The following is a 25,626-nucleotide window of genomic DNA, read 5'->3' as shown; positions in this document are numbered from 1 at the left end:
GGCCACCATTTCGGCAGCCGGCAGTAAATGGGATATAGGTGTAATTACTCCGCCATTTTTGCTTTTCGTACATCCAGCTCGGCTTGGCGATATTCCATCACCTTGTCGAAACCGTAACTCACGCGGCGGGCAAGAAAATTATCAAAGATTTTATCAAAGGCTGCTTCATCCTTAGCCGTAATCAGCTCAGGCAGCACTTCCTCCCAATTTTGAGAGATGCGTGACCAGGCTACCGCTACCTCAGAATCACCCAGTGGATCTAAGCCTTTGTAGATGCCGCTGTCAATATCGGCCTGCGCATTGGCGAAGTCCTCCATTTGCTTAATGACGGGAGCTTTCTCCGGTCTCCATTGGTTGATAATAACAGGGTTCCGCATCATCCAGTAGGTATCCATAATGCCGTATTCCTTTTCAAACTTTTCAATATCAGTTTCAAGCAATTTCACCATTTCAGCCTTCAGCTGCGGCTTGCCGCTCACCATTTCCCACGTCTCGCCTTCCTTGCCAAGGAATAAATCTCGTTGGCCTTCTTCGCTAGCTAGATACGTCAGGAAGCGGATAGCACGTTCAGGATTTTTAGTCGATTTACTAATCATTGTAACCATCCAGCCGTCCATGTTGCCAGGGAACAGCTTCGCAGAATCACCCTTGCTGTTCTGCGGTCCATCTACTGCAATGTAGTTGGAATCCGGGTTCCCGCTAGCGGCCAGCATCGGATTGACAGCCGTCATTCCCGTCCATTCGCGAATCATCATGAAGTAGCGGGCGTTGTTCGTTTTTTCCTCTACTTGCGTATCGGAGTCCACTAGGAAATCTACATTAATCAGTCCGCGCTCGTATGCTGTGCGGAAGGTTTTCAGCCAAGTGAGGTAATCTGGATCGGTAATGCGGTCGTATACTTTGCCGTCTTTTTCATGCGGAACAGCGAGTAGATTTTGCAGGTATTCACTCATCCCATAAGGAACATTCCCCTGTGCAAAGAAGGGACTAATCGGTTGGCCTTTATACTCGGGATACTTATCCTTGAGCAGCTGCAGTGCATTTAGAAAGCCCTCCGGCGTGCTCAAATCTGGTTTGCCCATCTCCTCGTACAGATCTTTTCTCACCAAAAAGGTTTGATTGGCGGCTGTCATGCCTGTTTCATGCATGAGATTAGGGCTATATGAGTCATTCGGAATGCCATACGTATTGCCATTTTCTTGACGATACCACTTCAGTGTGCCGTCTCCCGCCACCTTGAAGAAGTAGGGATCATACTGCTCTGCCAATTCATTTAAAGCATAAACATGGTCGCCTTCCCATAGTTTCTTGACAGCGTCTTCCCAAGAGCCCATAGAAATTAAGTCTGGCAGCTTGCCAGAGGTCATCATCAAGGTAATATGCTCATTCGCTTCACCAGAAGGAACTTCGAGCTTAATATTGACGCCTGTTTTTTCGGTTACGTACTTGGAAGTCAAGCTCTCTCCCCAGCTGTGGGCATACCAGGATGCGCCTACGAACCACGAGAGTTCGACTGGGCTGGTATCCAGCTGCCAAGCAGGCTGTTCGGGGCTCGGCGTTGATTCGCCTTGTGGCTGCTCGGTACTTTCCGCAGGGGTTGAGGTCGGCTTATTTTCGTTATTCTCCGATTTGGTACATGCGGCCAAGCCTAATGTAAGTATTACGGCTAAAACAATTACCATGCTTAGCTTGATGAGGTTGTGCTTCATGATATGAACACCCTTTCTTTACTGTTTTTTTATAGGTCCCATACGCCTCGCTAACGATCGCTTAGAGAAACGCACAGCACTTACCCTTTAATCGCGCCAATCATTACGCCTTTGACCAGATAGCGCTGAATAAAGGGATAGAACACGAGAATTGGCAGCGTTGCCACCATCATCGATGCAAATTTGATGGAGTTGCCAGGCAGTCTTGCGCCGAATTGAGCCATGGCTTGCTGCTGCATGAAGGACATGGAGTTCTCCGCAATGATTTTGTACAGTATGGTTTGCATAGGCAGCTGATCCTGCGAGCGGATGTAGATCACACCCTGGTAATAATCATTCCAGTGATAGACGGCTGAGAAAAGCGATATGGTAGCCAGTACGGCCATGCTGTTAGGCAATACGATTCGAAACAGAACGCCATAATCAGAAGCACCATCTACCTTTGCGGATTCCTCTAAGCTGTCGGGAATGGTGCGGAAGAAGCTCATGAATATAACCATATTGAAAAAAGTGTACATAGCCGGGATGATGAATACCCAAAAGCTGTCGTAAAGGCCCAGCTTCGTCATCAGAATAAAGGAAGGGATTAAGCCGCCTGAAAACAACATCGTAATCAAGGCGATTTTGAGATAGATTTTGCGGCCGATTAAGTTGGATTTGCTCATTCCATAAGCTACAATGGCGGTAAATAACACATGTACCGCTGTTCCTATCACCGTGCGCAGCGTAGTAATGTAGAAGCCGTGCATTAGACTTTTATCATTGAATACAACACTGTAGCTGGCTAGTGAAAATTCCTCTGGAAACCAGTTTACGGTGCCCAGCATGGCTTGCTCCGGTGCATTAAGTGAATTTATAAATACAAACCACATCGGGTACAGTGTTATGAAGCAAACTGCCAGCATCAGCAGCGCATTGCACACCTCAAATACTCCAATTCGCCGCAATCTTCTGCGTCTTTCCATGTATCTGCCCTCTCTTTCTTAAAAAATGCTGTCGCCAGTTAATTTCTTGGATGTGTAATTGGCTAAAAATAATAGTCCTAACGCCACAATGGAGCGGACAAACAAGACGGCTGTTGAGAAGGAATGGCGCCCAGATACCAAGCCCATATTATAGATGTATAAATCCAGGCTTTCGGCCATCTTCATGTTCATGTTGTTCTTCAACATAAAGATCTGTTCAAAGTTGCTGCCGAGTATCCCACTGACAGCGAGGATGAACAAAATAGCGATGGTAGGACGTATGCTCTGAATGGTAATATGCCACATCCGCTGCCAACGGTTGGCGCCATCGAGCTCCGCTGCCTCGTATAGCCCTGGATCAATGCCAGCGATTGCAGCGATATAAATGATGGCACTCCAGCCCGTTTCCTTCAGCGTATCGGAGAAATAGGTAATCCACCAAAAATACTTAGCGTCACTATTAAACAGAATTTCGCGATCCTGCAGTCCGAGCGCCATCATCAGTTGGTTGATGACACCGCCCTCGCCCAGCCAATTGAGCATAATGCCGCCAAAAATGGTCCAGGCAATAAAGTGCGGCAGGTATGAAATGGTTTGTACTGTGCGCTTAAATCGAATCGTCCGTATTTCATTAAGCATCAGGGCGAAAAAGATGGGAATGGGAAAACCTAGCAGCAGCTTGATGCTGCTCATCCCTAGAGTATTGCGGATCGAGCGCCAAAAACGGTCATCCGTAATAAAATCTTGAAAGTGTTTCAGCCCTACAAAGGGTGATTGCAGCATGGGCTTGGCGATACTGAAGTCCATAAATGCAATAATCAGCCAAAACATTGGAATATAACAAAAGATGAACATCCATATAATGCCTGGGATTACCATGCTTTGCAATTGCCACTGCCTAAAAAAAGTTTTTATTTGTCCCGTCCTGTATTGAAACATGTTCTGCGCCCCCTTCCTTTTCATCGTATGAAAATAGACCTAGGAAAAAAAGGCCATGATTTTTGACCCTATCCCATTTTTTTGGATTTGTTTGACTGGGCGTCAAAATTAAGTATGCTGTGAATAAATGAAGGGAGTGTGCATGGGATGAGCAAGCTTTTATGGGAGCAGGATTTTTTAAATAGAAACACCGATTTGAGCGCATGGAACATTCGCCTTGGCAACGATTTGCTTGATAATGATGGCAAACCAATAGACCCGGGCTGGGGCAATGGGGAACAGCAGTTTTATACCGGACATACTAACAATCTATATATCGATGAGTTGGGGCTAAACCTATGCGCGCGACTTGAAGTCATTGAACAAGACGGTCGACAATTTGCGTACACCTCGGCCCGTATAGATACAAAAGACCATCTCTCCTTTTGCTATGGAAAGCTTATCGTTCGCGCAAAGCTGCCAGTGGGACAGGGGTTATGGCCTGCCATATGGCTGCTCCCGCAGCATCAGGCTTACGGTCCTTGGCCTGCCTCTGGCGAGATTGACATTATGGAAGCTAAAGGCCGCTTGCCGAGGCAAGTATCCGGAACGCTGCACTACGGGAAGGATTGGGACCATAAGGTTACCGATGAGTTCTCCTACCAGCTTGAACAGGGAACCATTAACGAATTCCGTGATTATTCATTGGAATGGGATGCTGGCTCCATAAGGTGGCTGGTAGATGGGCATTGCTTCGCCGAGCGCCCTATGGAGCCGGGCATTATGCCCTTTGACGAGCCTTTTTATTTGGTGCTTAACCTTGCTGTTGGGGGCTGGTATGACAATGTGGCGGTGGATGAAACAGCGCTGCCAGCGGTCATGACAGTTTCAAACATATGGTTATATCAAAGTTGAAAAAATAGCTGCTTGGGGTCGTTTTTGGGGGAAGAAGAGTAGACGGAGTTACAACTGTAAAGCCAAGAATAATAGGGCATACCCGTATTGGGGATGCCCTATTTTCACTATAGTCTGGATGGGGGGAACCTTATTGGCGTATACTTTGAACGGTTTGAATTCAGCAAAGACGCATTCTCATTCGTTTAAAGTGTCAGCCCACCATCGACCAGTACGATGGAGCCCGTCATGTAGCTGGAGCGATCGGAAGCAAGGAATGTGACGACCTCCGCCAGCTCGTCCGGCTTAGCATAGCGGCCCATACGCATATTTCCGACTTCCTCTGGCACATATCCACCGGACATGAAAGCCTGTTCTACGCTCTTCGTCAGAGCCGTTTCCACACCACCTGGACAAATGCCGTTGATACGGATACATTTTTTCACATACTCGATTGCCGCACCTTTCGTCAGGCCGACAACCGCATGCTTGCTTGCGGAATAAGCGGATGCGCTGTGCTCACTTTTGACCCCAGCTGTCGAAGCGGTATTAATGATCGTTCCGCTTTCTTGCTCCTCCATTACCTTTAATACATATTTCATGCCGAGGAAGACGCCCCGGACATTAACGTTCATAATTCGGTCGAACTCGTTCTCATCAATATCCGCGAGCTTCGAGAACTTCTGTACAACGCCGGCATTGTTGAAGAAAATATCGATACGCCCGTAAGTATCGACGGCTGCTTTTACATAACGCTGAACATCCTCGCTTTTTGACACGTCGGCCGGTACGAAGATGGCTTCGCCGCCCTGTTCCTGAATCATTCGAACCGTCTCTTGACCGGATTCCTGATTAAAATCAACAGCGACAATCGTTGCGCCGTTGCTGGCCATTTTCAAGCTGCTTGCACGGCCGATGCCGCTCCCTGCTCCAGTAACGATAGCTATTTTATTTTCCAACATATGAGTTCATCCCTTTCGAGTGTAATAGCAAAGGATCTTTGCTTTCTTCATTGTAATGCGCTTTCATTTTTGAAAATTGTATTTTTCAACGATTTGTAGTACTTTCTTATCATCTACTTTTTTAACCTTAATCGTACCCAATGGAGGTTCGTATGAATAAGCTCTCTGAGCTGGTTGTTTTTGGCCAGCTTCTCTCTGATGTGATTGAAATCCCTGTATTTATCATTCATCCGGGTCGGACAATTGAAGCGGAGTTTGTAGACCGTTCGCTTCACTCTAATCCTTACTTTACATCCATTCGTGAACAGGTAGCCGGCTACGCTTATGCGCTTTATGCTGCAGAGCAGCCGGTTCATTTTACCCGATCACGTCTCCAATATTTTTTTGTGAATGCGATGGATGAGAACCAGCTTACTGGTACGCTTGTTGTTGGTCCGTACATGAATGAGAAGCCGCAAGAGGGTGAATGGAACGAGACAATAAGCTCCCTCCCCATTGATAACCGGAGGCATTTGCTGGAGTTGTACGAAGAGATTGCGCTGCTCTCCACGGAGCGCATAGCCGCATGTAGCCGAATGATTTATTATGTACTTCGCAGGCAGCTCGTTGATTCGTCGATCAGTCTTCTAGCGGATGCAATGTCGATGCAGGAACCGGTTGTGGAGAAGAAAGAGCCGGATGCTGAGCTGTCGCGAAGACGTCGCAGCGGTATGCTGCACGCCAACCTGTCGCATGAGCGTGTCATGCTGCATTATGTGCGTAGCGGAGAGCGGGAGAGAATAAGAACATTCGTCATGGAATCCATTATTGCCGAGGACGAGTTTGGCGTGCTGGCCAAGCGGAGCAGGATTCGAAGCGAGAAGAACCTGATGATTACGGGAATCGCCCTGATTTGCCGAGCTGCAATTGAAGGAGGAATGCACGAGGAGGATGCGTTTACGCTGAGTGATTTCTATATTCAGCAGCTGGAAGAGAAGGATACGCTGCAAGCAATAAGCGCCATCATGACTGAGGTGCTGTTCGACTTCGTTGACCGGGTCTCGGAGGTTCGCCGGGGTCACTACTCACCCGCAATACAGGATAGTCTTCACGAAATCGCTAACCATTTATACGGTGACATTACTCTTGAACGGCTAGCCGAGAGTGCGAATCTTAGCCCCAACTACTTGTCGAGCTTGTTCAAGAAGGAGGTTGGACTGACTATTTCCGAGTATGTCCAGCGTGAACGGATTGAGGAAGCGAAGAGGCTGCTCACACTGACCGATTACCCGATTACCGATATCGCAGCATGGCTGAACTTCAACGATCAAAGCTATTTCAACAAGGTATTTAAAAAGTGGAATGGAATGTCGCCGAAGGCATATCGGAAGAGCGAAAGGCGTCCGGCGCAAAAATATTCGGAATGAAGTGTAAAAAAACACTTACATCGGGGATAAATATTTTGTTATAATACCAAACAGACCAGTCGGTATGGTTTTGGGGGAGGTGTTTTAAATTGCATACAAAATCGCTAATCATTGAGAAGGCTACCGTCCTATTTCAGCAAAAGGGATACAAAAGTGTAGGTCTGAATGAACTTTTAAAAGTCTGCAACGTTACAAAAGGAGCGCTGTATCATCATTTTCCAAATGGTAAAGAAGAGCTGTTAATTGCTTGTTTGCAAGCTTTAAACGAAGCCATTACGACAGATATCGAAAATATTTTTAGAAGGTATCCATCAACCATAGAAGCCACACAAGGCATGATCGAAAAACTAATTCACAACTTAGAAACAGAAGGTACGATTACCGGTTATACATTTAGCAGTATTGTCAGTGAAATGGCCACAGTGAGTGAGCCTGTCCGCAAAGCATGCAGTGTGCTGTATGAAAATATTCAATATATTTACTATGTGAAACTTATAGCTGAAGGTTATTCTGATGAATCAGCTGCTGCTATTGCCTTGATGATGACTGCTACAATCGAAGGTGCTATGCTGCTTTGTTTAACGCAAAAATCATCAGCTCCCTTAAAAACGATCGCTAAAATGTTGCCAAATGTATTGAAGACCTTTAATACAGAAAATTAGTTATGTTGACTGTATCTGATCTGTATTTATTGAATGATTAAACAAAGAAATGTCTTTTGAAAGGAAGAAAAGAATGAACTTTGAAACAAGATTGCCGAGAAACGGAAAAGAGGGAGCGTTGTATGGTGCAATTATTTGTACATTGACCGTTCTGTTTATGACGTCATTAAATATAGTTTTAGCTTCCCGAGAATTTAATGGAGAAGTTGCCTTCATGATTCTTAAAACGCTTCCGATCATGTGGATTATTGTCATGATTTTGGAGCCTGTGTTTATTGGCCGTATCGCTGAAAAATTGGTTGATAAATTTACTGAACCAACGGACAGCTTTAATTCCAAAATAATGTTCCGTATCTTATTTACTGTTCTAGGAATGTCAGCTTGTATGACGCTTATTGGTCATATTGTAGGAAACGGATTTAGTTCAGAAATTTTTAGCAACTTCTTAACCAACTGGCCAAGAAACTTCTTAATTGTACTAATTGCAGAGAGCTTAGTCATTCAACCCATTGCGCGATTAGCGATGGTAAAGCTACATGCTGTCCAAGACAAAACAATGATGGAGTGTTGATGTCATCGCAACCATATAGCATTTAAAGCAACAATACTGAAAACATAAATAAGCTCTCAGTCGAACGAATCAGTTCTACTGAGAGCTTATTTATGTTTTCGGAAAAGTTATTCCAGATCTACGAGCTGTTCCGTATTTTGATGCAAACGGAACAGCTGAGAGAGCTGCTTGGCGAGAAAAAGCGGTGTATAAGGCATATCATTGCGAAGCCAGCAGACAATTGTACCAATAAAGGCGGAGGAGCCGTACCAGATTGCAATATCTTTGGATACGATTACGGCCGGTTTAGATGAGTTGTTGTTTTGGTACTCTCTTCTGCTGGTGATAAGATCAACAATTAAATTCGATAGCTTATCCGTGAAGATCGGTATGCGCTGCGAAGCGAGCAGAACCTTATAAAACTTAGAATTCTCAGCAATATGCTCGAGCACTTTAAGCAAAATGGACCAATCCAAATCAGTAGAACGAGGCTGATTTCTAATATCATGAAGAATAGTATGTATTTCATTAATCATGTCGTCTGATAATCTCTCAAGCATTTCCGGAATATCTCGGTAATGAAGATAGAAAGTAACACGATTGATGGTCGCGCGTTCCGCAATACGATTCACCGTTATTTTTTCTAGATCCGTCTCCTGCAGCAAATCTACAAAGGCATCTCGAATTAATTGACGCGTGCGAAGTACACGTGGATCCATTCGCGGTGATGTTGTTGACATAGGTACTCATTTCCTTTCCCTACAAATGATTTAAACGACAAGAATAGTTATTTATGTAGTTTATTCTCGGTATAGACGACAGAATCTGATGATCTGTAAACTAATAAACATTTTCAAAAAATCTGTAGTTTGTAAATTAGGCGCGATGTAATTATAATCTTTTACATTGAGTTTATTATACTACAAAGTGTTTATTAAATTCACGAACAATTTGAAGGGATTGAACATCATGAGTACAAGTTTAGCTTTTGACAGTAATTCAATTAAGAAAGGTCCCTTATTGTTTGTCATGATACTGGGTGCGTTCATCGCAGTTCTGAATCAGACGATAATGAGCGTTGCGCTGCCAGAGTTGATGATTGACTTTAGCATTGAGGCTTCTACAGCGCAGTGGCTGACAACCGGATACATGCTGGTTAACGGGGTACTTATTCCAATCACTGCATTCCTCATGCAGCGTTTTACGACCCGTGAGCTGTTTCAGTCTTCCATGATCATTTTTCTCGTCGGTACGATTGTTTCGGCAGTTGCGCCTAACTTCGACATTTTGCTAACTGGCCGCCTTATTCAAGCCGCTGGAGCGGGGATTATTATGCCGCTGTTAATGAATGTTATTCTGACCGTATTTCCTCCAGATAAGCGCGGAGCTGCCATGGGAATGGTTGGATTGTCTATTATTTTTGCTCCTGCAATTGGACCTGCAGTCGCTGGTTATATCATGGAGCATTATTCATGGCGTACGATGTTTTATGGAATGCTTCCAATTGTCGTCCTCATTATTGTAGTTGCTTATATTTTCCTGAAAAATGTAGCTGAACGAACCTATCCTAAAATTGATATTTTCAGCGTCATTCTGTCAACAGTCGGATTTGGTACCGTTCTTTATGGCTTCAGCAGTGCTGGAAGCAAAGGCTGGTCAAGCGCGGAAGTGATTGCATCGATTGTTATTGGTGTGGTTTCCTTGATTTTGTTTACATGGAGACAGCTGATTTCGAAGGATCCGCTTCTTGATCTAAGAGCGTTTAAATACAGCATGTTTTCTCTTACCACCATTATTAATATTGCTGTAACCATGGTCATGTATGCAGATATGATGCTGCTTCCGCTCTATTTGCAGAGTGCACGTGGATACACCGCTTTGGAGTCAGGGCTGCTTATGCTCCCTGGTGCGCTTCTAATGGGACTTATGATGCCGGTAACAGGAAAGCTATTCGACCGGTTTGGGGCAAAATGGCTGTCCATCATCGGTATGGCTATTACGATCATCACAACCATCGGCTTCGTTAATCTGACCGATTCGACTAGCTATACGTATTTAGTGCTGATGTCCACAGGACGACGCTTCGGTATGGCAATGTTCCTGATGCCAATCACTACGGCGGGTCTGAACCAACTGCCAGCAAGACTAAATGCGCACGGTACTGCAATATCTAACACCATCAAGCAGGTAGCTGGCGCAATAGGTACTTCTCTGCTTGTTACGGTTATGGCTAGCCGGACAAAGGCACATCTTCTAGATATGTCTGCAGCAGGCGACGCGGCTAATTTTTCGAAGGAGCATATTATGATGGAGGCTTCTATTCAAGGTATTAACGATGCGTATCTTGTCATCATTGGAATCGGAGTAGTAGGTCTGGTGCTTTCCTTCTTCATTAAGCGTGTAGGGCAAGCCGAGGAAGTAGAAGAAACTAAAATAGCTCTGAACCGAAAAACAGCTGTTGAGGCGTAAGGAATAACGGTAGTCAAGTTTCCTAAATGTTTGCTCATTACAAATTATTAAGAAGAGCCTCGTGACTACTCACGAGGCTCTTTTTTGGCTTGAAATCATCTAACTGGATTCGCGTAAGCATGCTGTTTTTAAATAAGCAGCAAAGCTCTTAATATTCATCCGGATATGCCGATTATTGCCTTCAAGCTTGCTCATCATAATGCCGCCCTGCATGATGGAAAGGGAGAAGGTAGCCAGCGCCTCTATATCAAGGTCTTCTTTGAACTCACCGCTTTGCACACCTTCGGATATAATTTTTCTTTTGGCTTCCAGCGTACCTTGCAATGCTTGCTGGGCTTTCTCGCGTAGGCCTGGATGACTGTCGTCGCTTTCGATAGCAGTGTTGAGGAGGGGGCAGCCCCCGATGAAGGGAGGCGCTTCAACGACTTTCTCGTATATATTTAAATATGCCAGCAGCTTGCCAGAGGCCGTTTCCTGCTGACTGATTGCATGAGCAAGCTGAGCCCCAACAATACGCCCGGCATAACTAAAGGCTTCATATGCAATCTCATCTTTACTGGAAAAATGACGATAAATGCCGCCTTTCTTAATGCCTGTCAACTCTGTTATATCAGATAAGGATGAGCCCGAATATCCCTTTTGGTTAAAAAGTTCAGCGGCTTTCGTTATGATGTAATGGCGTGTCTTTTCACCTTTCTCCATCGTCATCCCCCTCGTACGTAACTGTATTTGTACACGTAGTATATCAAACGAATTTGCACTCTTGCAAAACATAACATCTATGTTATCATAAAAGATACCGAACGGTATCTTTTATGAGCGGCAGGGGTGAAACGATAATGGGCACAACATGGTTTAAGGAATCCAGCTATGCATGGATTGGATTAGGGTCTCTTTGGATTATTGGATTTATTGGTGCATTGACCAGGTTCAGCATGTCTTTTTTTCAGGTGCAAATAGCAATGGATTTACAGATTAGCAGGGGATTTATTTCGATGGCATGGTCGACTAATTTATTAATTACAGCGATATGCGCTCCTTTGGGTGGCTGGCTTGTAGATCGTTACGGTGCAAAAAGGATATTGTTTATAAGTGCAGTCTTGAGTACCTTGGGTACTGGCGTTGTCGTGTTAGGGAACCAGCCTATCTTGTTTTTCATTGGATATGGTGTAATCTCTGGTTTAGCTGGTATTGGGCTGRCGACAAGTTATATATTGATGTTTGAATGGTTTAGGCATCATCGTGCTAAAGCAATGGCACTGCTTGGGAGTGCTTCCTCTGTAGGATTAGCGATTATTACGCCAATTTTCGTATCCGCGGGATGGCTGACTTGGAAGGATGCCTTTATGGCTTCTTTTGCCCTAGGAATAGTTGTGACATTACCTGTTATTTGGCTTGGAATTAAGAGCTCTCAACAGCAAAATATAAATAAAGCTCAAACGGATCATCCAGTAGAGGGCGTAGAGCATGAYATACCGCTTAAAGTAACAACATCACCTAAGAAATTTGTCTATCTTCCTATCTTTGTCGTTGTCGCTATTGCGCTGTTTACCTGCGGTATTAATATGGGTTCCGTCGAAATGAACTTGGTAGCTATACATCAGTTGGCAGAAGTGTCACCAAGTATGCTCGCCTTATCCATGAGTATACTTGGCATTATGGAAATTACGGGGGCTCTCATTTGCGGCTATTTTCTAGATCGATACAATAAATTAATGATGATGTCCATATTGTATGGCATACGTATTTTGGGTTTTGTTTTCCTCTTTATGCACTTGGGAAGCTCACCCATTGTATTTGCAATCGCGTTCGGAATTACTTACTTAACCGCAGTACCGGGAGGAATCCTTGTCATTAATGAATTTGCAAAAGGAAAAGGAAAACATACGGGAGTCCTTCTTCTATTCCATCAGGGAGGTGGTATAGTGGGGGCTTTAATTGGAGGCTTATCTTTCGATTATTTTGGGAGTTATCAGAACCTGATTGCCGTTGACATTCTAATCTGTATCCTCGTAACGCTGGGGTACTTCATATTATTTACGACCCATAAACGGAAGCTTCGAATCCCCAATAATAAGGTTGCAGCAAGCAAGGCGCTTTGAATTATTTTAAGGGCAGGTGCGCTTTAAAATTGGCTTTCTAGATGATATGCTGAACCGTAAAGCGGTACTGATGAAAGGATAACGAAATGAAAAGCATATTGTTTAAGTATATGACTAAATTCACGTCTCTTAGCGATGAGGAACAACAGGCTATCGTTGATGACATCCTTATCGAGGAATATAAAAAGGGAACAGTACTCCTTAGACAAGGAGATGTTCCCACAAAGTGTTATTTCGTGCTGAAGGGCATTGTCAGACAGCACTTAATAGATGAAGCGGGAAAAGAGGTTACATCGAATTTTTTCACAGAAGAGCAAGCCGTATCGATTTTTAATCGTCATCAGCAAAATAAGCCGTCCGCGTACACCTTAACTTGCCTTGAAGATTGTATATTGGTGGTTGGGGAGCTCGATGATGAAAAAGGCATGTTCAATAAACACTTACAACTCGAATCAATGGTACGCATAATGGTAGAAGAAAATCTGGGTGAGGTGCAAGATGAGTTGACATCATTCATTGCTTCTGCACCTGAAGAACGCTACAAAGCGCTATTACGAAAAAGGCCTCATCTCGTCGATCGTGTACCCCAACATCAATTGGCAAGCTATCTTGGCATAACGCCAGAGTCATTAAGCAGAATCAAGAAACGGGTCAACACCAGCGATAGTTAAGGAAGCTATTTTTCACTTTTGGGAAGTTTTCCTCCTCTGAGCAGCAGCCAAACTCCAAAGCCTAGCTCTCCTGCAATCATTGGCGCCATAAATACGACATTAAGTACATCAATTACCCCATCGTATTGTGAAAGAAACGTTTTGCTAAGGTGAACGACGATATAGCCTATTGAAGCAAGCAGCAATAAAATGCTGATCACTTTAGGAATACGGTTTGATTTTAAAGCCACATAGCCCACAATGAACAAATGCCCGCCAAAAACGATCAAACCAATAGACCAAATCGATTGGAATGCCTCAAGAAATAGCATCATAAGTGATTGCGTTTGTTCGATGTTGAATGAGACCGACTGGTCTGTATTTTTCGAGAGCAGAAATACAAGAATCAAGTTTAAAATGGCAATACCGAGTATTGTCGTATAGGTAAGACGGAGCCATGCACCTAGCAAGGAAAGGCTTTTATTCAATGGCTCTAGGAACACATAAAAAGCCCAGGTGACTAGAATGTCAGAAATCATAATGATGACCCAGCCAAAGATTTCTCCTTTGAAGAGGTTATTTGATGATACGATGTTGTTGAATGTGGTGCTGGCATCGCCCTCCACAATAAGGCTCCCATGGACAAAGCCATAGGAAAAAAATGAGGCAAGAGTCATGATGATGAGTGAAATGCCAGCCGTTAGAGCAGCAGTTCGCTGATTTGATTTTTCTTGTACGGTGATAGTCATAAGATAGCCTCCTATAGATCCTGTATTGTTTTCATTTTAACTAGGAGGAGTATGACTGGTCATTGACTTAAATCAAGGAAGAGGGATTTTTAAATTCATGAATACGCCTCAAACCTATAATCAATCGGTGGATTACTGGAAGCAATATCAGAAGTTTTTTCCTGAAGAAATGCAGATAAATGAAAACGGATTTCCAAAAGAAGAATGGATGACTTGGAACAATGTTCATATTCATCTGGATCGAATGCCTGCTCCGGATGCAAAATTAAAAATTATTTTCATCCATGGCGCTGGCGGGAATGGCAGATTGCTGGCTCCGTATGCACGAATACTGCAAACATACGGTTACGAAGTCGTATCTCCGGATCTGCCGCCTTATGGCTTAAGCTATACAAAATCGACAAAACAATTAGATTATCAACTTTGGATTGACATCCTTACGGCATTGATTGATGAGGAATTGAAGCAAGACGGTAAACCGATTATCTTGCTGGGTACTAGCATAGGAGGCATGTTAGCTTATCACACCGCTGTACAGAGTAAGAAAGTGAAAGGATTAATAGCAACAACTTTTGTTGATACGAGTGATTCCAGCGTTCGTGATCAATTAGCTCCTAACAAACTCATTAGCCGGTTGGGGAAATTTTCGATGGACAGTTTTCCTAAGCTGTTAGATTCCTTACATATCTCTGTTAATCGTGTATCTCGTATGAAATTAATTACGAACAATGTCGATTTGACCAAGCTTATTATGAATGATGCTCATGCCGCAGGAACGAAGATCCCTTTGCGCTTATTAAGAACGTTCTTAAATATGAAACCTGCAATAAAACCTGAGCATTTTGATGTTTGTCCGGTTTTGCTCGTCCATCCTCAATTGGATCCTATGACTCCGTATAGCTTCAGCAAACCATTTTTTGAAAAAATAAAAAGTAAAAAGGAATATGTAGCTTTAGAAGGGGCAGGCCATTTTCCAATTGAACAACCGGGGCTAGAGCAGATGAATGCTGCGGTGCTTTCTTTTTTGAAAACAATAGAGAACGAATAGTAAGTAGAACATCTATTCATATCGACTTAAAAAAGCCCTTTTGCGTAAAGCAAAAGGGCTGATATACGTTCATATGCTGTACGATTCTATCGCGATGGCGTTTGTCCCTATTTTTCTTGCATGGTTAATAACTTCGATGGAGTCTTCGATAATGCTCCGTATATTGGTAACATTTTTGGAATTTGCGACTAATCCACCGATATAGCAGCCCATGTTTTTGTTGCAGCCAATACTTGAAAAATCAAAGTTTATCATATCATCAATAATAGCTTGGGCAGTTTTTTGGATTTCTTCCTTTCCGGCTTTGGCAAATACAACGAATTCATCGCCATGAGCACGGCCAATGGCTGCCTGACTTAAAAAAGCTTTGATATTAGATTCAATGATTTGAAAACAAGCGACAATGACACGATCACCAACATCAAAGCCAAAATCATCATTGACCTGCTTGAAGTGGCTGATGTCAAATCGAAAAACGGCAATATCATCATTTTCTGCGCATAATTCCGTGATACTAGCAGCTGTTTCCAGAAACATTTCCATATTGGGAATGTTCTTTTTGATTTCATGGACGCTCGTTTGTTCGATTTTTAGCAAATGAACTTGTTTATCCATATTAAACCCTTCCTTCTCCAATATTAAGATGAGTCGATCAATTGCGATTTTCTTCTGTATTTGCTCATTTAAAGCAGAGGTAATCTCAATGCGCTTGCGTATCAACTGGTTAATAATTTTTGAGGTTTCGGTAGGTGCGATTAAAGCTTCCTTGATCTCATGCAGAGAGAATCCAAGATTTTTAAGTATGATGATCCAATTTAAATAATGAGCTTGCTCAGGGTCATAGCAGCGATAGCCAGTGAAAGGGTCGATTTTTGATGGTTTTAGAAGCCCTACCTCATCGTAATGTCGAAGCATTTTCGCGGTAACCTTATTTAATTGTGCGAATTCGCTGATTCTCATTTGGAACATCCTTTCATAGAGTACTCCGGCCGGAATAACTTATCATAAACATAAACCTTACCCTAGCAGGAAAGTCAATATTTACTTATAAAAGGACGTTATTCTGCCGAGGAAGGCACTAATATACAACCACACAAGTGCAAATTTACGATACCAAATTGTACCCTTGCACGATAATTATTAATTTGATAATATTTAGACATCAAATAGTTAGACGTCTAAATATAATGCAATCATATTACTTTATCGTGAGTGTCTCTAAGGAAGGGGTTTACGAATAATGGGAAGAATGAACGAGAAAGTGGCGCTTATCACTGGAGGAGCTTCAGGCATAGGCTTGTCCGCAGCTAACTTGATGGCAAAAGAGGGAGCAAAAGTAGTCATTGCCGACTTTAATGCTGAGGGGGCCAAAGAAGCTGCCGAAAATATTAAAATCCAAGGCGACGAAGCCGTAAGCGTATTTCTTGATGCCGGGGACGAAGTGTCCATTAAGGAAGCAGTTGAATTTACGGTACAACAATATGGTAAAATCACGAGCCTGTTCAACAATGTCGGCTCGACAAACCTGAAGAAGGATATAGATGTTGTTAACGTTGATCTGGATGAGTGGGATCGGCTTATGAATGTTAATTTAAAGAGTGTCTTACTCGGCTGCAGATTCGCTATCCCTCATATGATCCATGCTGGTGGAGGCTCGATTATCAATACAGCTTCTATGGCGGGTTTTCATGGAGATCAAGTTCGGGTTGCATACGGAGCTTCGAAGGCAGGCGTTATAAATCTTACCAAATATATCGCTACCCAATATGGGAAGAATAACATTCGTTGTAATGCAGTAGCATCTGGATTGATTTTGACGCCAGCTGCTAAAAATAATATGCCCTCGGAGGTATTGGATATCTTCGCTAAATATAACGCACTGCCTTATCACGGAGAACCGGATGATATTGGACATACCGTCCTGTTCCTGGCTTCAGATGAATCCAGATTTATTACGGGACAGACGATTCAGGTTGAGGGAGGGCATTATATTGCAAACCCATCCGTCCCTGATTTCGAGCAATATATGAAACTGGCACAGCATCCATGACAGCTGAAGATTGCGACTGAAGCGGCCAGCCAAAATATGCTGACATGAATTATAGAAATTCGCTATGCGGTTTTAATGATAGGAACAAATAGCAGATCAATCAAATTAAGTTAGGAGAATGCGATATGGGGAAATTGGATAATAAAGTAGCAATTATTACTGGCGGGGCATCGGGTATAGGCGAACACATGGTTAATCTGTTTGCACAAGAAGGAGCTATCGTTATTGCCGCAGACATTAATGAGGCAGCTCTTGAACAAGCAAGTCAAAAACAGAATGTTTACGGAATGAAATTGAATGTTGCCTCTGATGATGATTGGCATGCGCTGGCAAAGGATGTTCATGATCGTTTTGGTAAAATTGATATTCTCGTCAACAACGCTGGCATTTCTTCTGAAAAACCATACGAGCAAATCAATATCGAGGATTGGCAGAAAATGCTCTCCATTAATGGGTTTGGCCCATTTGCCGGGATGAAGCATGTCACTCCCTATATGGCAGCCCAAAAGAAAGGCTCCATCGTTAATATTTCTTCGTACACGGCTTTGATCGGCCAAGGCTTTAATCACTATTCAGCCTCTAAGGGTGCAGTTCGCGCGATCTCTAAAGCGGCGGCTACAGCTTTTGGCCGTCAAGGCATCCGGGTAAACGCACTATTTCCTGGGATTATTGAAACACCAATGACACAAGCTTTGAGTACCTCAAAGGACCTGTTAGACCGCTTAATCCAGGCCACACCTCTACAGCGTTTAGGCCAACCTGACGATATTGCTCAAGCAGCGTTGTTCTTAGCTTCTGATGATTCTTCGTATATTACAGGATCTGAGTTAGTAATTGATGGTGGATACTCAGCTCAATAATGTGTAATATGATGACAGCCCTTAATTTTAATTAAGGGCTGTCATTTATGTGCACCAAGGAGGTCTTTATGGAAGAGCAAACCATCTTCAATCTCATACATAACATGGATAAATTCACCAATAAAATGATTATTCAGTGGAACAAGTCATTCAATGAGGACTTAGGTGTTTCTCATGTGCTTGTGCTCGGCCATCTTAAACAAAACGGAAAGAGCAGGCCATCGGACATTGCAAAAATATTAGGGCTTACCCCGCCTACGCTTAGTTATTTATCGGAAAAACTTGTCGCCAAGAAATTAGTCGTCAGATTAATGGATGAGTCTGATCGTCGAATTATTTATTTGGGCATTACCGACAAAGGTGCAGATATTCTTAAAAGAGCACAGCTGGAGGGGCAACGGCTGCGTACAAATCTATTAGACAAATTGACTGAGCAGGAGCGGGAGCAGCTAGCCAACCTGTATAGTAAGCTGAATAAAGAGGACTAGATTTTCTGTATACGCAAGATTGTGGTTGCGGTGAATAGTACTGGTGTTTGTTAAAAAGAGGATAGGTAAAGCTTTGTAGCTACCTATTATTTAAAATATGCCTAAGACTGTCCAAAGGACGGTCTTAGGCATGTTCTTGTTTATGCTTATTTCTTTAATTGTAGCAAATTGATAATGATAGTTACTGCTTCGGCTCTTGTTGCCGTATCGTTGGGCACAAATAGGTTGCCGCTGCGTCCGCTTATGATTCCCAATTCCTTCACTGCGGCTACTGAACCTTTTGCCCATGCTGGAATTTGGCTATCATCAGCAAAATTTGTCACTGTAGCAGCTGTTGTATCTGCTTTAGCAGCTCTAGCCATCATAACCGCTAATTCTGACCGAGATATGCTCGCTGCTGGACGGAAGCTGCCGTCTTCATAGCCATTTACAATCTTCGCTTCGGATGCTTGCGCAATGGTCTTCTGAGCCCATTCTGCAATAGGATCTGTGAAGCTCAGTTTTGTATCATTATCGGCAGGTTTTAGCGCATTCATCAGCATAACTGCAAATTCAGCGCGTGTTACTGTAGCATTTGGTTTAAACGTTCCGTCGCTATAACCTTTGACGATCCCTTTGCTTACCGCTTGTTTAATCTGAGCTTCCGCCCAATGTCCTGTAGTATCACTAAAGTTGGACGAGTCTGATACTGGCAATCCCGTTGCTTGGTCTACAACGAGTACAGCATACTTCGTAAAGTGATCAACCTCTACAGCAATATGGCTGCCGTTAATTTTGCCGCCATTAACCTTCACCCATTCCTTCTTCACTTCATCAAAGTAGAAGATTGCGACCGTTTGATTACTGTTCAGTTTGGCTGAATCGAATGCAAACGTCAAAGTAACGGGTTTATTGAAGTTTTCAGGGAAGTTTTTTAGAACCTCATAGATCGAGCTCGCGAGAATCTCATGTTTGCTAAGCAGATTTTGAGAATTTAATACTTTCTCAATTGTTAATTTTAGCTCCTTGTTACTAGCACTGGCTGGAATGGTTATAATGAGCTCATTGTCCAATCTAACCTCGCCGGCTCTTCCAATAGGAAGCGTTAGGCTCCCATTCGTGGAGATGACTGGTTCGGAGCTGTTGCTTGAACCACCGCCGTTATTTCCATTGTCTACTGTACCATTGTCTTGAGCAGCTCTTGTTATCGTTGCTGTATATTTAGTTCCAGTGCCGTCCTGAGCAATGACGAATAGTTCAATCCGATTGCTGCCTACATTAAGGGGAAGCTCACTGCTTGTTTCTCCATTTGCTAAGCTAATCGGACCTGCTACAAGTACATTGGCACTATTGTATACACTTGCTGTCACAGTGCCATACGTTGAATCACTGACCGTAGCTGATATGGTAATGTTGGACAAAGAGTTAGGCACATTGCCCGTATAGGCGTATACATTTTCGCTTACCGTTTGATCTAATGTCACATTGCTTAAGGTTAATGTTTTCAAGCTTGCACTAGAGCTCAATGTTCTAAAATCAACCTCATTACCATAGCTTACTCCAATTTCATTTATCACATATGCACGTGCATAATAGATTGTAGCGGATTGAAGTCCTGTGAGATGAACAGAAAAGGCTTCTGTCCCATCTAATTCAGCTGCGGATTTTCCATCTATTACAGTAGGATTCGGATGAGTGGAGTATACGATTCCCCGTTCGGCAACCTCGCCGCCACCATCTGAAGTTACTGTTCCTCCTGCGACAGCCGACATAGAGTTGATTTGACTTACCTCTAGGTCCGTTTCAACAGTTGCAGGCTGAATAGAGGAAGCTACAAAACGGTAAGTATTGGAGTAAGTTGTATAACCATCGTCATTCATAGCTTCAACTTTCCAATAATAGGTTGTTCCTTCTTTTAACTCTATTTCGAATTCCTTCATATCTAAGTTGTTTTCTGCGATATGTTCAATACTCCACCCAGAATTAAATTCAGGATCATTACCTAAAATGAATTCATACGAAACGGCATTGGCAGCAGTCTCCCACTGGAAAGTTGGAGATAGGGAAGCGAATGTACCATCTGCTGGACCTATGAGGTGGGTATAACCCGGAAACAGTTCATTATTCAATAAAATCGGCTCATACTGAGCATGACGAATCATTGTATAGCTGCCTTGATCATCCGGAATAAATTGAATGGCTTGCTTCTCAGTCAGGCTCTTCTCTCTCAGAGAATACGTTACATAGTCGCCAATGTCACTTTCTTGTATTCCGATTAAGGCACTTGAACCAAATGATTTATTAGCTAAACTGATTCTGATTTCTTTATCGTCTGAATTGGTGGCCATAAGATTAGGGTATTGCAGTTGAATAACATTAGTAGATTCATATAAGATGACTTGGAAGGTTCCGAAGGGGTTCATATTAGAGTTGCAACAAAAGCGCATATTCGTATATTGTAATACAAATTTCCGATTTGGTGCTTCTCCAATCGTTTTGTAGAGGACTGTACCATCCAGCTCTAGCGAAAGATCAGCCAAAAAAGCTGTAATATAATGATTGGGACTCTCCAAAGGCAGTTCTTCTAAGCTTTCAGGTGTTCCGAAATCATTGGTAGGATTGTTGAACATGAGGAGGCCGTTGGTATTAGCATAAACCTGTTCATTTTTTGTCCCGTAGAAATCAAACGAAAATCCAATAGGAATAGCTCCGGACACACCATCATCCCAATCATCAAAGTCTATCTTGGTTGCATCCTCATAAATGGACTCAATAGGTTGATTCACAGGTAATACACTAGCAGCGTAAGCTTCTGAAGAATGTAGGGTAGACCCCCAACTTACCATAACCACAAAAGCTAAACCTAGCAATAAACCTTTACGTATGTTCTTGACTATCCGCACGTTTTACTTCCCCTTTTCCCATTTCAAAATGATTGGCGGCTCTAAACTTACGCAGTTCTCCCGCATCATTTAACGCCACTATCAAATATAAATTATTATTCAAGTTACAAATAGTGTGCGTTGTCACCAGTTTTGTCATATGACAAGTTTATTTATAGAAGGCAATATGACCTTTCAGGGTTAGGGTCGAGGCTTTATTTGCATGTGCTTCCTGAGTTAGGGAATATTAAAGATCGATTAAGCATGTGCAAATATGACCTATAACAAATGAAGGAGAAGTGTTATGAATTACAGGAATATCACCGTTGCCGGCAGCGGCGTATTAGGAAGCCAAATCGCGTACCAAACTGCTTTCAAAGGGTTTAATGTATCTGTATATGACATTAACGATGAGGCTCTAGAGCGTGCCAAAGAAAGAATTGTAAATTTGAAGCCGCGGTATCAAGAAGATCTTGGGGCTACGAGTGAAGCGGTAAATGCAGCTTATGACCGTATCTCGTTCAGCTCTGATTTATCACAAGCTGTTGCAGATGCTGATCTTGTCATTGAAGCCATTCCTGAGGTCGTACAAATGAAAATTGATTTTTACAAGAAGTTGGGAGAGGCAGCTCCTGCCAAAACGATTTTTGCAACAAACTCTTCAACTTTATTGCCAAGCATATTTGCGCATGCAACAGCTCGTCCGGAAAAGTTTCTAGCGCTGCATTTTGCAAATGAGATTTGGAAAAACAATACGGCGGAAATCATGAGGCATCCGGGAACAGATATGAAGGTATTCGATGAAGTTATTGCGTTTGCGAAAGCCATCGGAATGGTTGCTTTGCCTTTACATAAAGAACAGCCAGGTTATATTTTGAATTCTTTATTAGTTCCTCTATTGGAAGCTGCGCAGCTGCTCCTAGTCAAAGAAGTTGCTGATGTAGAAACGATTGATAAAACATGGATGGTAGCCACAGGAGCGCCACTAGGCCCGTTTGCCATCTTGGACGTTGTAGGCATCAATACCGCTTACAATATCGGACTTGCAAAAGCGCAGGCTACAGGTGATCAAAATTTTGAGAAAGTGGCTGCGCTATTGAAGTCAGAGTACGTAGATAAAGGAAAGCTTGGAAGAGCCACCGGAGAAGGATTTTATAAATACCCGAATCCTAATTTCATTAAACCGGATTTTTTGAAAAGTTAGTTCTTTATCGTTGCAAAAGAAAAGGAGCTGTCCCAAGTAGATTTATCTACGATTGGAGTAGCTCCTATTTTTTTATGAAGCTTAGGCAGAATGATTTCCTCCCCTTAGCATATTTACAGCTTACGAACCTAGCAGGTCTTATTTTAACCATTTGTAGTGGATTAAAATTGTAACGAACCCCAGAATCGTTATTTCGAGAAAAGCAGCTCATAACACGTTACAAAGCATGCAATAACGTTAATAAGATTCGTTAAAATGGAACAGAAGCCGTTTTCTGCATAATAAGCATCATACAGTTCGTTAGAGAAATGGCCTTGGGATGTTATGAGCTAAATTAAAAAGACCCCGGCAGACGCTGCCGAGGTCAACTATATAAATAAATTGCGCACAAAGAAGGACTATGTTAATATTAATGAACCACTGAATAGTTTTTGTAAAGTTCACAGATTTATTACATCTTATCTACACTCTTATCTTATCACATGGATTTACAGTTTGTCAAATGTTCTTTTTCTTCTCCAGACCAAACTAACAAGGAGCGTGTTCAGGAGGATGATGAATGCAAAAGATTGGCAGCAAGAGCAGGAACGGTTGGATATGGTTACGAAACTGCTGCAAACAAGTATCGCTGAGCTAGAGCCTGAAGTGGATCAGCTTCGCGATCAGGCGGCGGACATCCGCAAACGATTTTGGGAAGAGGTTACGGTCGATACGAGCACAGACGAAGATTTTGAAGAGACCTTCTTAACGATTAAGCAGCAGTCTGCGGTGTTGTCCGAACGGGAACGAAGCCACGCGCAGCTGAAGAGGCAGTGGAAGAGTATGAACCGCTTGCTGCCTTCTCCCTATTTTGGGCGTATCGACTTTCATGAGGATGGTCTTGAATCCAAGGAGCAAGTGTATATCGGCGTATCGTCCTTCGTCGATGCAGATGGTATGAGCTTCCTAGTGTATGACTGGCGTACACCTATAGCGAGTGTATACTACGACTATTCGCCAGGGGCGGTCGCTTTTGAAACACCCGGAGGGCATGTCGCTGGGAAGATGGAACTGAAAAGGCAATACCAGATTCGAGGCGGGCAGATTCAGAATTTGTTCGACTCGAGCTTAACTATAGGTGACGAACTGCTTCAGCAGGTGCTTGGCAAAGGCGCAGATGCACAGATGAAAAGTATCGTTGCAACTATTCAAAAGGAGCAAAATGAGATTATTCGCAATGATAATAGCCGAATGCTCATTGTGCAAGGAGCCGCGGGAAGCGGGAAAACCTCTGCGGCACTGCAGCGTGTGGCGTACTTGCTGTACAAACACCGCGAGAGGCTGAAAGCGGACCAAATCGTGCTTTTCTCGCCCAATCCGATGTTTAACAGCTATGTCTCTACCGTTCTTCCCGAGCTTGGCGAGGAAAATATGCAGCAGACGACCTTTCAGGAATATCTGGAATATTGGCTTGGACGGACATTTCGTCTGGAGGACCCGTTCGATCAGCTCGAATATGTGCTGACGGAAGAATCCGATCCGGGGTACGAGGCGAGAATGAAGGGGATTCAATATAAGTCGTCGGAAGTTTTCCTTCAAGCTCTCCGAAACTATGCCTTATGGCTCGGCCAGAAAGGCATGCGATTTCAGGCGATTCAGTTCCGAGATCGTGAACTAATTACCGCGGAGCAAATGAAATCGCAATTTTACAGCTACGACCCCTCCATCCGCTTGGTCAATCGTGTCGTTTTACTGCAGGAGTGGATAATGCGTGAGCTGGTCATGCTGGAGCGTAAGGAGCGGGACGAAAGCTGGGTGGAGGAGGAACTTAACTACCTCGATAATGATCAATATGCGGCAGCCTATCAGTTTTTGCGTAAAGACAAAGGGATCTTCGAGTTTGCAGAGCAATATGTCGAAGCCTATAACATCATGAACAATAAACACCAGCAAGAGGACGATGTATTTGATTTTGCCCAGCAGGAGGAAGAGCTGCTGCGCCGAATGGTTGTGAAAGAAAACTTTAAACCACTGAGGCAAAATGTGAGACGGTTGTTATTTATAGATATGGTTGGTATTTATGATCAGTTGTTTAGTGATAATAACGCCTATCAGGAAATGACGAATGAAACCGTAGTGCCTAGTGATTGGACAGAAATATGCAAGCAAACGAAAGAGAAGCTGAGCAAGCTCGAATTGTTTTATGAGGATGCGACACCATACTTGTATTTAAAAGAACTCATTGAGGGTATTCGGACCAATACGGAGGTTCGGCATGTATTTGTTGATGAGGGCCAGGATTACTCGATGTTTCAGTATGAATTTCTCAAAAAGCTGTTTCCCCGTGCTCAAATGACGGTGCTCGGTGATTTCGACCAGGCGATCTTTACGCAGGCGACGAACTTGCACGAGATGGATTCGCCGCTTATACGGCTTTATGGCGAAGGAGAAACGAGACGCTTCTTTCTAGTTCGCAGTTATCGCTCCACCCGAGAAATTGTTGGATTTACGAGGTTGTTGCTGCCATACGGGGAGGCGATCGTGCCCTTCGAAAGAGGTGGCAAGAAGCCGCTTCTCTTTAAGGCGGATAGCAGTGAGAAAAGAGTGGAAAGAATCGCGGCAGATCTTGCTGCCCTTCAAGCTGAAGGCTTCGAATCTATCGCCGTCATTACGAAGACAGCGACCGAGAGCTGTGATGCCTACGAAGCGTTGACAGACGTGGGCTGTCAGACGCTTCGGCTCATTACGAAGAAGACGCCTACCTTCGAGAATGGAGTGCATGTCATTCCTGCGTATCTTGCCAAGGGAGTGGAATTCGATGCCGTACTGATCTACGATGCTTCTTCGCAGACCTATCATCGGGAAAGCGAACGCAAGCTTTTCTATACGGCATGTACACGTGCGATGCACCAGCTTATCCTCTACACGACAGGAGATTGGACACCTTATATTCAAGCCGTGGATCGTTTCTTGTATGATTTGGAGCAATAAGAAATTGATGCACGTTTATTAGATAATTATTTATGGTCCGATCGCTACTTTTGGGAAATAAGCTTGAGATATAAAAATTTTGAAATCATTAGGCTTATGTTCCATTTTT

General features: G+C 43.3%; 22 protein-coding genes. 13 read left to right on the top strand and 9 right to left on the bottom strand.

Annotated features, from left to right (window positions below; genetic code table 11):
- Window positions 1–44: 44 nt before the first annotated feature.
- The 3 genes from AC1DPK_RS05545 to AC1DPK_RS05535 form a co-directional block, all read right to left on the bottom strand.
- Window positions 45–1,709 carry an extracellular solute-binding protein gene (locus tag AC1DPK_RS05545; RefSeq protein WP_477509590.1) on the bottom strand — a complete coding sequence of 555 codons (1,665 nt, stop codon included), beginning with the start codon at window positions 1,707–1,709 and terminating at the stop codon, window positions 45–47.
- Between the two features lie 80 nt (window positions 1,710–1,789).
- Window positions 1,790–2,674 carry a carbohydrate ABC transporter permease gene (locus tag AC1DPK_RS05540; RefSeq protein ID WP_441878201.1) on the bottom strand — a complete coding sequence of 295 codons (885 nt, stop codon included), beginning with the start codon at window positions 2,672–2,674 and terminating at the stop codon, window positions 1,790–1,792.
- 18 nt (window positions 2,675–2,692) lie between these two features.
- Window positions 2,693–3,613 carry an ABC transporter permease gene (locus tag AC1DPK_RS05535; RefSeq protein ID WP_141500841.1) on the bottom strand — a complete coding sequence of 307 codons (921 nt, stop codon included), beginning with the start codon at window positions 3,611–3,613 and terminating at the stop codon, window positions 2,693–2,695.
- A 147-nt stretch (window positions 3,614–3,760) separates the two neighbouring features.
- On the opposite strand from AC1DPK_RS05535, the gene AC1DPK_RS05530 reads away from it, so the two are divergent.
- Window positions 3,761–4,507, top strand: a complete 747-nt coding sequence (locus AC1DPK_RS05530; protein ID WP_477509589.1) for a glycoside hydrolase family 16 protein — start codon at window positions 3,761–3,763, stop codon at window positions 4,505–4,507.
- Window positions 4,508–4,692: 185 nt separating this feature from the next.
- On the opposite strand, the gene AC1DPK_RS05525 is transcribed toward AC1DPK_RS05530, so the two are convergent.
- Window positions 4,693–5,448 (bottom strand): SDR family NAD(P)-dependent oxidoreductase, encoded by a 756-nt coding sequence (locus AC1DPK_RS05525; RefSeq protein WP_477509588.1) that lies wholly within the window; start codon window positions 5,446–5,448, stop codon window positions 4,693–4,695.
- A gap of 152 nt (window positions 5,449–5,600) precedes the next feature.
- Here AC1DPK_RS05525 and AC1DPK_RS05520 point away from each other — a divergent pair, with 152 nt between their 5' ends.
- The 3 genes from AC1DPK_RS05520 (at window position 5,601) to AC1DPK_RS05510 (ending at window position 8,087) form a co-directional block, all read left to right on the top strand.
- On the top strand, window positions 5,601–6,854 hold the full coding sequence (locus AC1DPK_RS05520) for a helix-turn-helix domain-containing protein (protein WP_441878207.1): 1,254 nt from the start codon (window positions 5,601–5,603) through the stop codon (window positions 6,852–6,854).
- 89 nt (window positions 6,855–6,943) lie between these two features.
- The gene (locus AC1DPK_RS05515) at window positions 6,944–7,516 is read left to right on the top strand and encodes a TetR/AcrR family transcriptional regulator (protein WP_441878209.1); all 573 of its coding nucleotides are present in this window, start codon (window positions 6,944–6,946) and stop codon (window positions 7,514–7,516) included.
- A 73-nt stretch (window positions 7,517–7,589) separates the two neighbouring features.
- A complete protein-coding gene (locus tag AC1DPK_RS05510; RefSeq protein WP_477509587.1) occupies window positions 7,590–8,087 on the top strand; it encodes a DUF2798 domain-containing protein in 498 nt (165 codons plus the stop codon).
- A 107-nt stretch (window positions 8,088–8,194) separates the two neighbouring features.
- Here AC1DPK_RS05510 and AC1DPK_RS05505 read toward each other — a convergent pair whose 3' ends face one another.
- Window positions 8,195–8,806, bottom strand: a complete 612-nt coding sequence (locus AC1DPK_RS05505; protein ID WP_477509586.1) for a TetR/AcrR family transcriptional regulator — start codon at window positions 8,804–8,806, stop codon at window positions 8,195–8,197.
- 229 nt (window positions 8,807–9,035) lie between these two features.
- On the opposite strand from AC1DPK_RS05505, the gene AC1DPK_RS05500 reads away from it, so the two are divergent.
- Window positions 9,036–10,535 (top strand): DHA2 family efflux MFS transporter permease subunit, encoded by a 1,500-nt coding sequence (locus AC1DPK_RS05500; RefSeq protein ID WP_477509585.1) that lies wholly within the window; start codon window positions 9,036–9,038, stop codon window positions 10,533–10,535.
- A gap of 99 nt (window positions 10,536–10,634) precedes the next feature.
- Here AC1DPK_RS05500 and AC1DPK_RS05495 read toward each other — a convergent pair whose 3' ends face one another.
- Entirely contained in the window at window positions 10,635–11,237 is a 603-nt protein-coding gene (locus tag AC1DPK_RS05495; protein WP_441878217.1) for a TetR/AcrR family transcriptional regulator, read from the bottom strand.
- 137 nt (window positions 11,238–11,374) lie between these two features.
- Between AC1DPK_RS05495 and AC1DPK_RS05490 the strand changes: the two genes are divergently transcribed.
- Entirely contained in the window at window positions 11,375–12,637 is a 1,263-nt protein-coding gene (locus AC1DPK_RS05490; RefSeq protein WP_477509584.1) for an MFS transporter, read from the top strand.
- Between the two features lie 86 nt (window positions 12,638–12,723).
- A complete protein-coding gene (locus AC1DPK_RS05485) occupies window positions 12,724–13,308 on the top strand; it encodes a Crp/Fnr family transcriptional regulator (RefSeq protein WP_441878222.1) in 585 nt (194 codons plus the stop codon).
- A gap of 5 nt (window positions 13,309–13,313) precedes the next feature.
- On the opposite strand, the gene AC1DPK_RS05480 is transcribed toward AC1DPK_RS05485, so the two are convergent.
- The gene (locus AC1DPK_RS05480) at window positions 13,314–14,036 is read right to left on the bottom strand and encodes a DUF4386 domain-containing protein (RefSeq protein ID WP_477509583.1); all 723 of its coding nucleotides are present in this window, start codon (window positions 14,034–14,036) and stop codon (window positions 13,314–13,316) included.
- A 97-nt stretch (window positions 14,037–14,133) separates the two neighbouring features.
- On the opposite strand from AC1DPK_RS05480, the gene AC1DPK_RS05475 reads away from it, so the two are divergent.
- Entirely contained in the window at window positions 14,134–15,084 is a 951-nt protein-coding gene (locus AC1DPK_RS05475; protein WP_477509582.1) for an alpha/beta hydrolase, read from the top strand.
- 69 nt (window positions 15,085–15,153) lie between these two features.
- Here AC1DPK_RS05475 and AC1DPK_RS05470 read toward each other — a convergent pair whose 3' ends face one another.
- On the bottom strand, window positions 15,154–16,044 hold the full coding sequence (locus AC1DPK_RS05470; protein WP_441878228.1) for a diguanylate cyclase domain-containing protein: 891 nt from the start codon (window positions 16,042–16,044) through the stop codon (window positions 15,154–15,156).
- Window positions 16,045–16,324: 280 nt separating this feature from the next.
- Here AC1DPK_RS05470 and AC1DPK_RS05465 point away from each other — a divergent pair, with 280 nt between their 5' ends.
- From AC1DPK_RS05465 to AC1DPK_RS05455, 3 genes are all read left to right on the top strand, one after another.
- On the top strand, window positions 16,325–17,134 hold the full coding sequence (locus tag AC1DPK_RS05465) for an SDR family NAD(P)-dependent oxidoreductase (RefSeq protein ID WP_477509581.1): 810 nt from the start codon (window positions 16,325–16,327) through the stop codon (window positions 17,132–17,134).
- A gap of 125 nt (window positions 17,135–17,259) precedes the next feature.
- Complete coding sequence (locus AC1DPK_RS05460; protein ID WP_477509580.1) at window positions 17,260–17,994, top strand: SDR family NAD(P)-dependent oxidoreductase; 735 nt, start codon at window positions 17,260–17,262, stop codon at window positions 17,992–17,994.
- Between the two features lie 68 nt (window positions 17,995–18,062).
- Window positions 18,063–18,482 (top strand): MarR family winged helix-turn-helix transcriptional regulator, encoded by a 420-nt coding sequence (locus AC1DPK_RS05455; RefSeq protein WP_339205714.1) that lies wholly within the window; start codon window positions 18,063–18,065, stop codon window positions 18,480–18,482.
- Between the two features lie 146 nt (window positions 18,483–18,628).
- Here the strand turns inward: AC1DPK_RS05455 and AC1DPK_RS05450 are convergent, their stop codons facing one another.
- Window positions 18,629–21,247 carry an S-layer homology domain-containing protein gene (locus AC1DPK_RS05450; RefSeq protein ID WP_477509579.1) on the bottom strand — a complete coding sequence of 873 codons (2,619 nt, stop codon included), beginning with the start codon at window positions 21,245–21,247 and terminating at the stop codon, window positions 18,629–18,631.
- Between the two features lie 400 nt (window positions 21,248–21,647).
- On the opposite strand from AC1DPK_RS05450, the gene AC1DPK_RS05445 reads away from it, so the two are divergent.
- On the top strand, window positions 21,648–22,547 hold the full coding sequence (locus tag AC1DPK_RS05445) for a 3-hydroxyacyl-CoA dehydrogenase (protein WP_477509578.1): 900 nt from the start codon (window positions 21,648–21,650) through the stop codon (window positions 22,545–22,547).
- A gap of 555 nt (window positions 22,548–23,102) precedes the next feature.
- On the top strand, window positions 23,103–25,517 hold the full coding sequence (gene helD, locus AC1DPK_RS05440) for an RNA polymerase recycling motor HelD (RefSeq protein WP_477509603.1): 2,415 nt from the start codon (window positions 23,103–23,105) through the stop codon (window positions 25,515–25,517).
- Window positions 25,518–25,626 lie beyond the last annotated feature (109 nt).

The sequence above is a fragment of the Paenibacillus sp. 01T424 genome (assembly GCF_056398745.1).
Note: the sequence above shows the minus strand (reverse complement) of the source record. Positions and strands in the feature narration are given on the sequence as shown.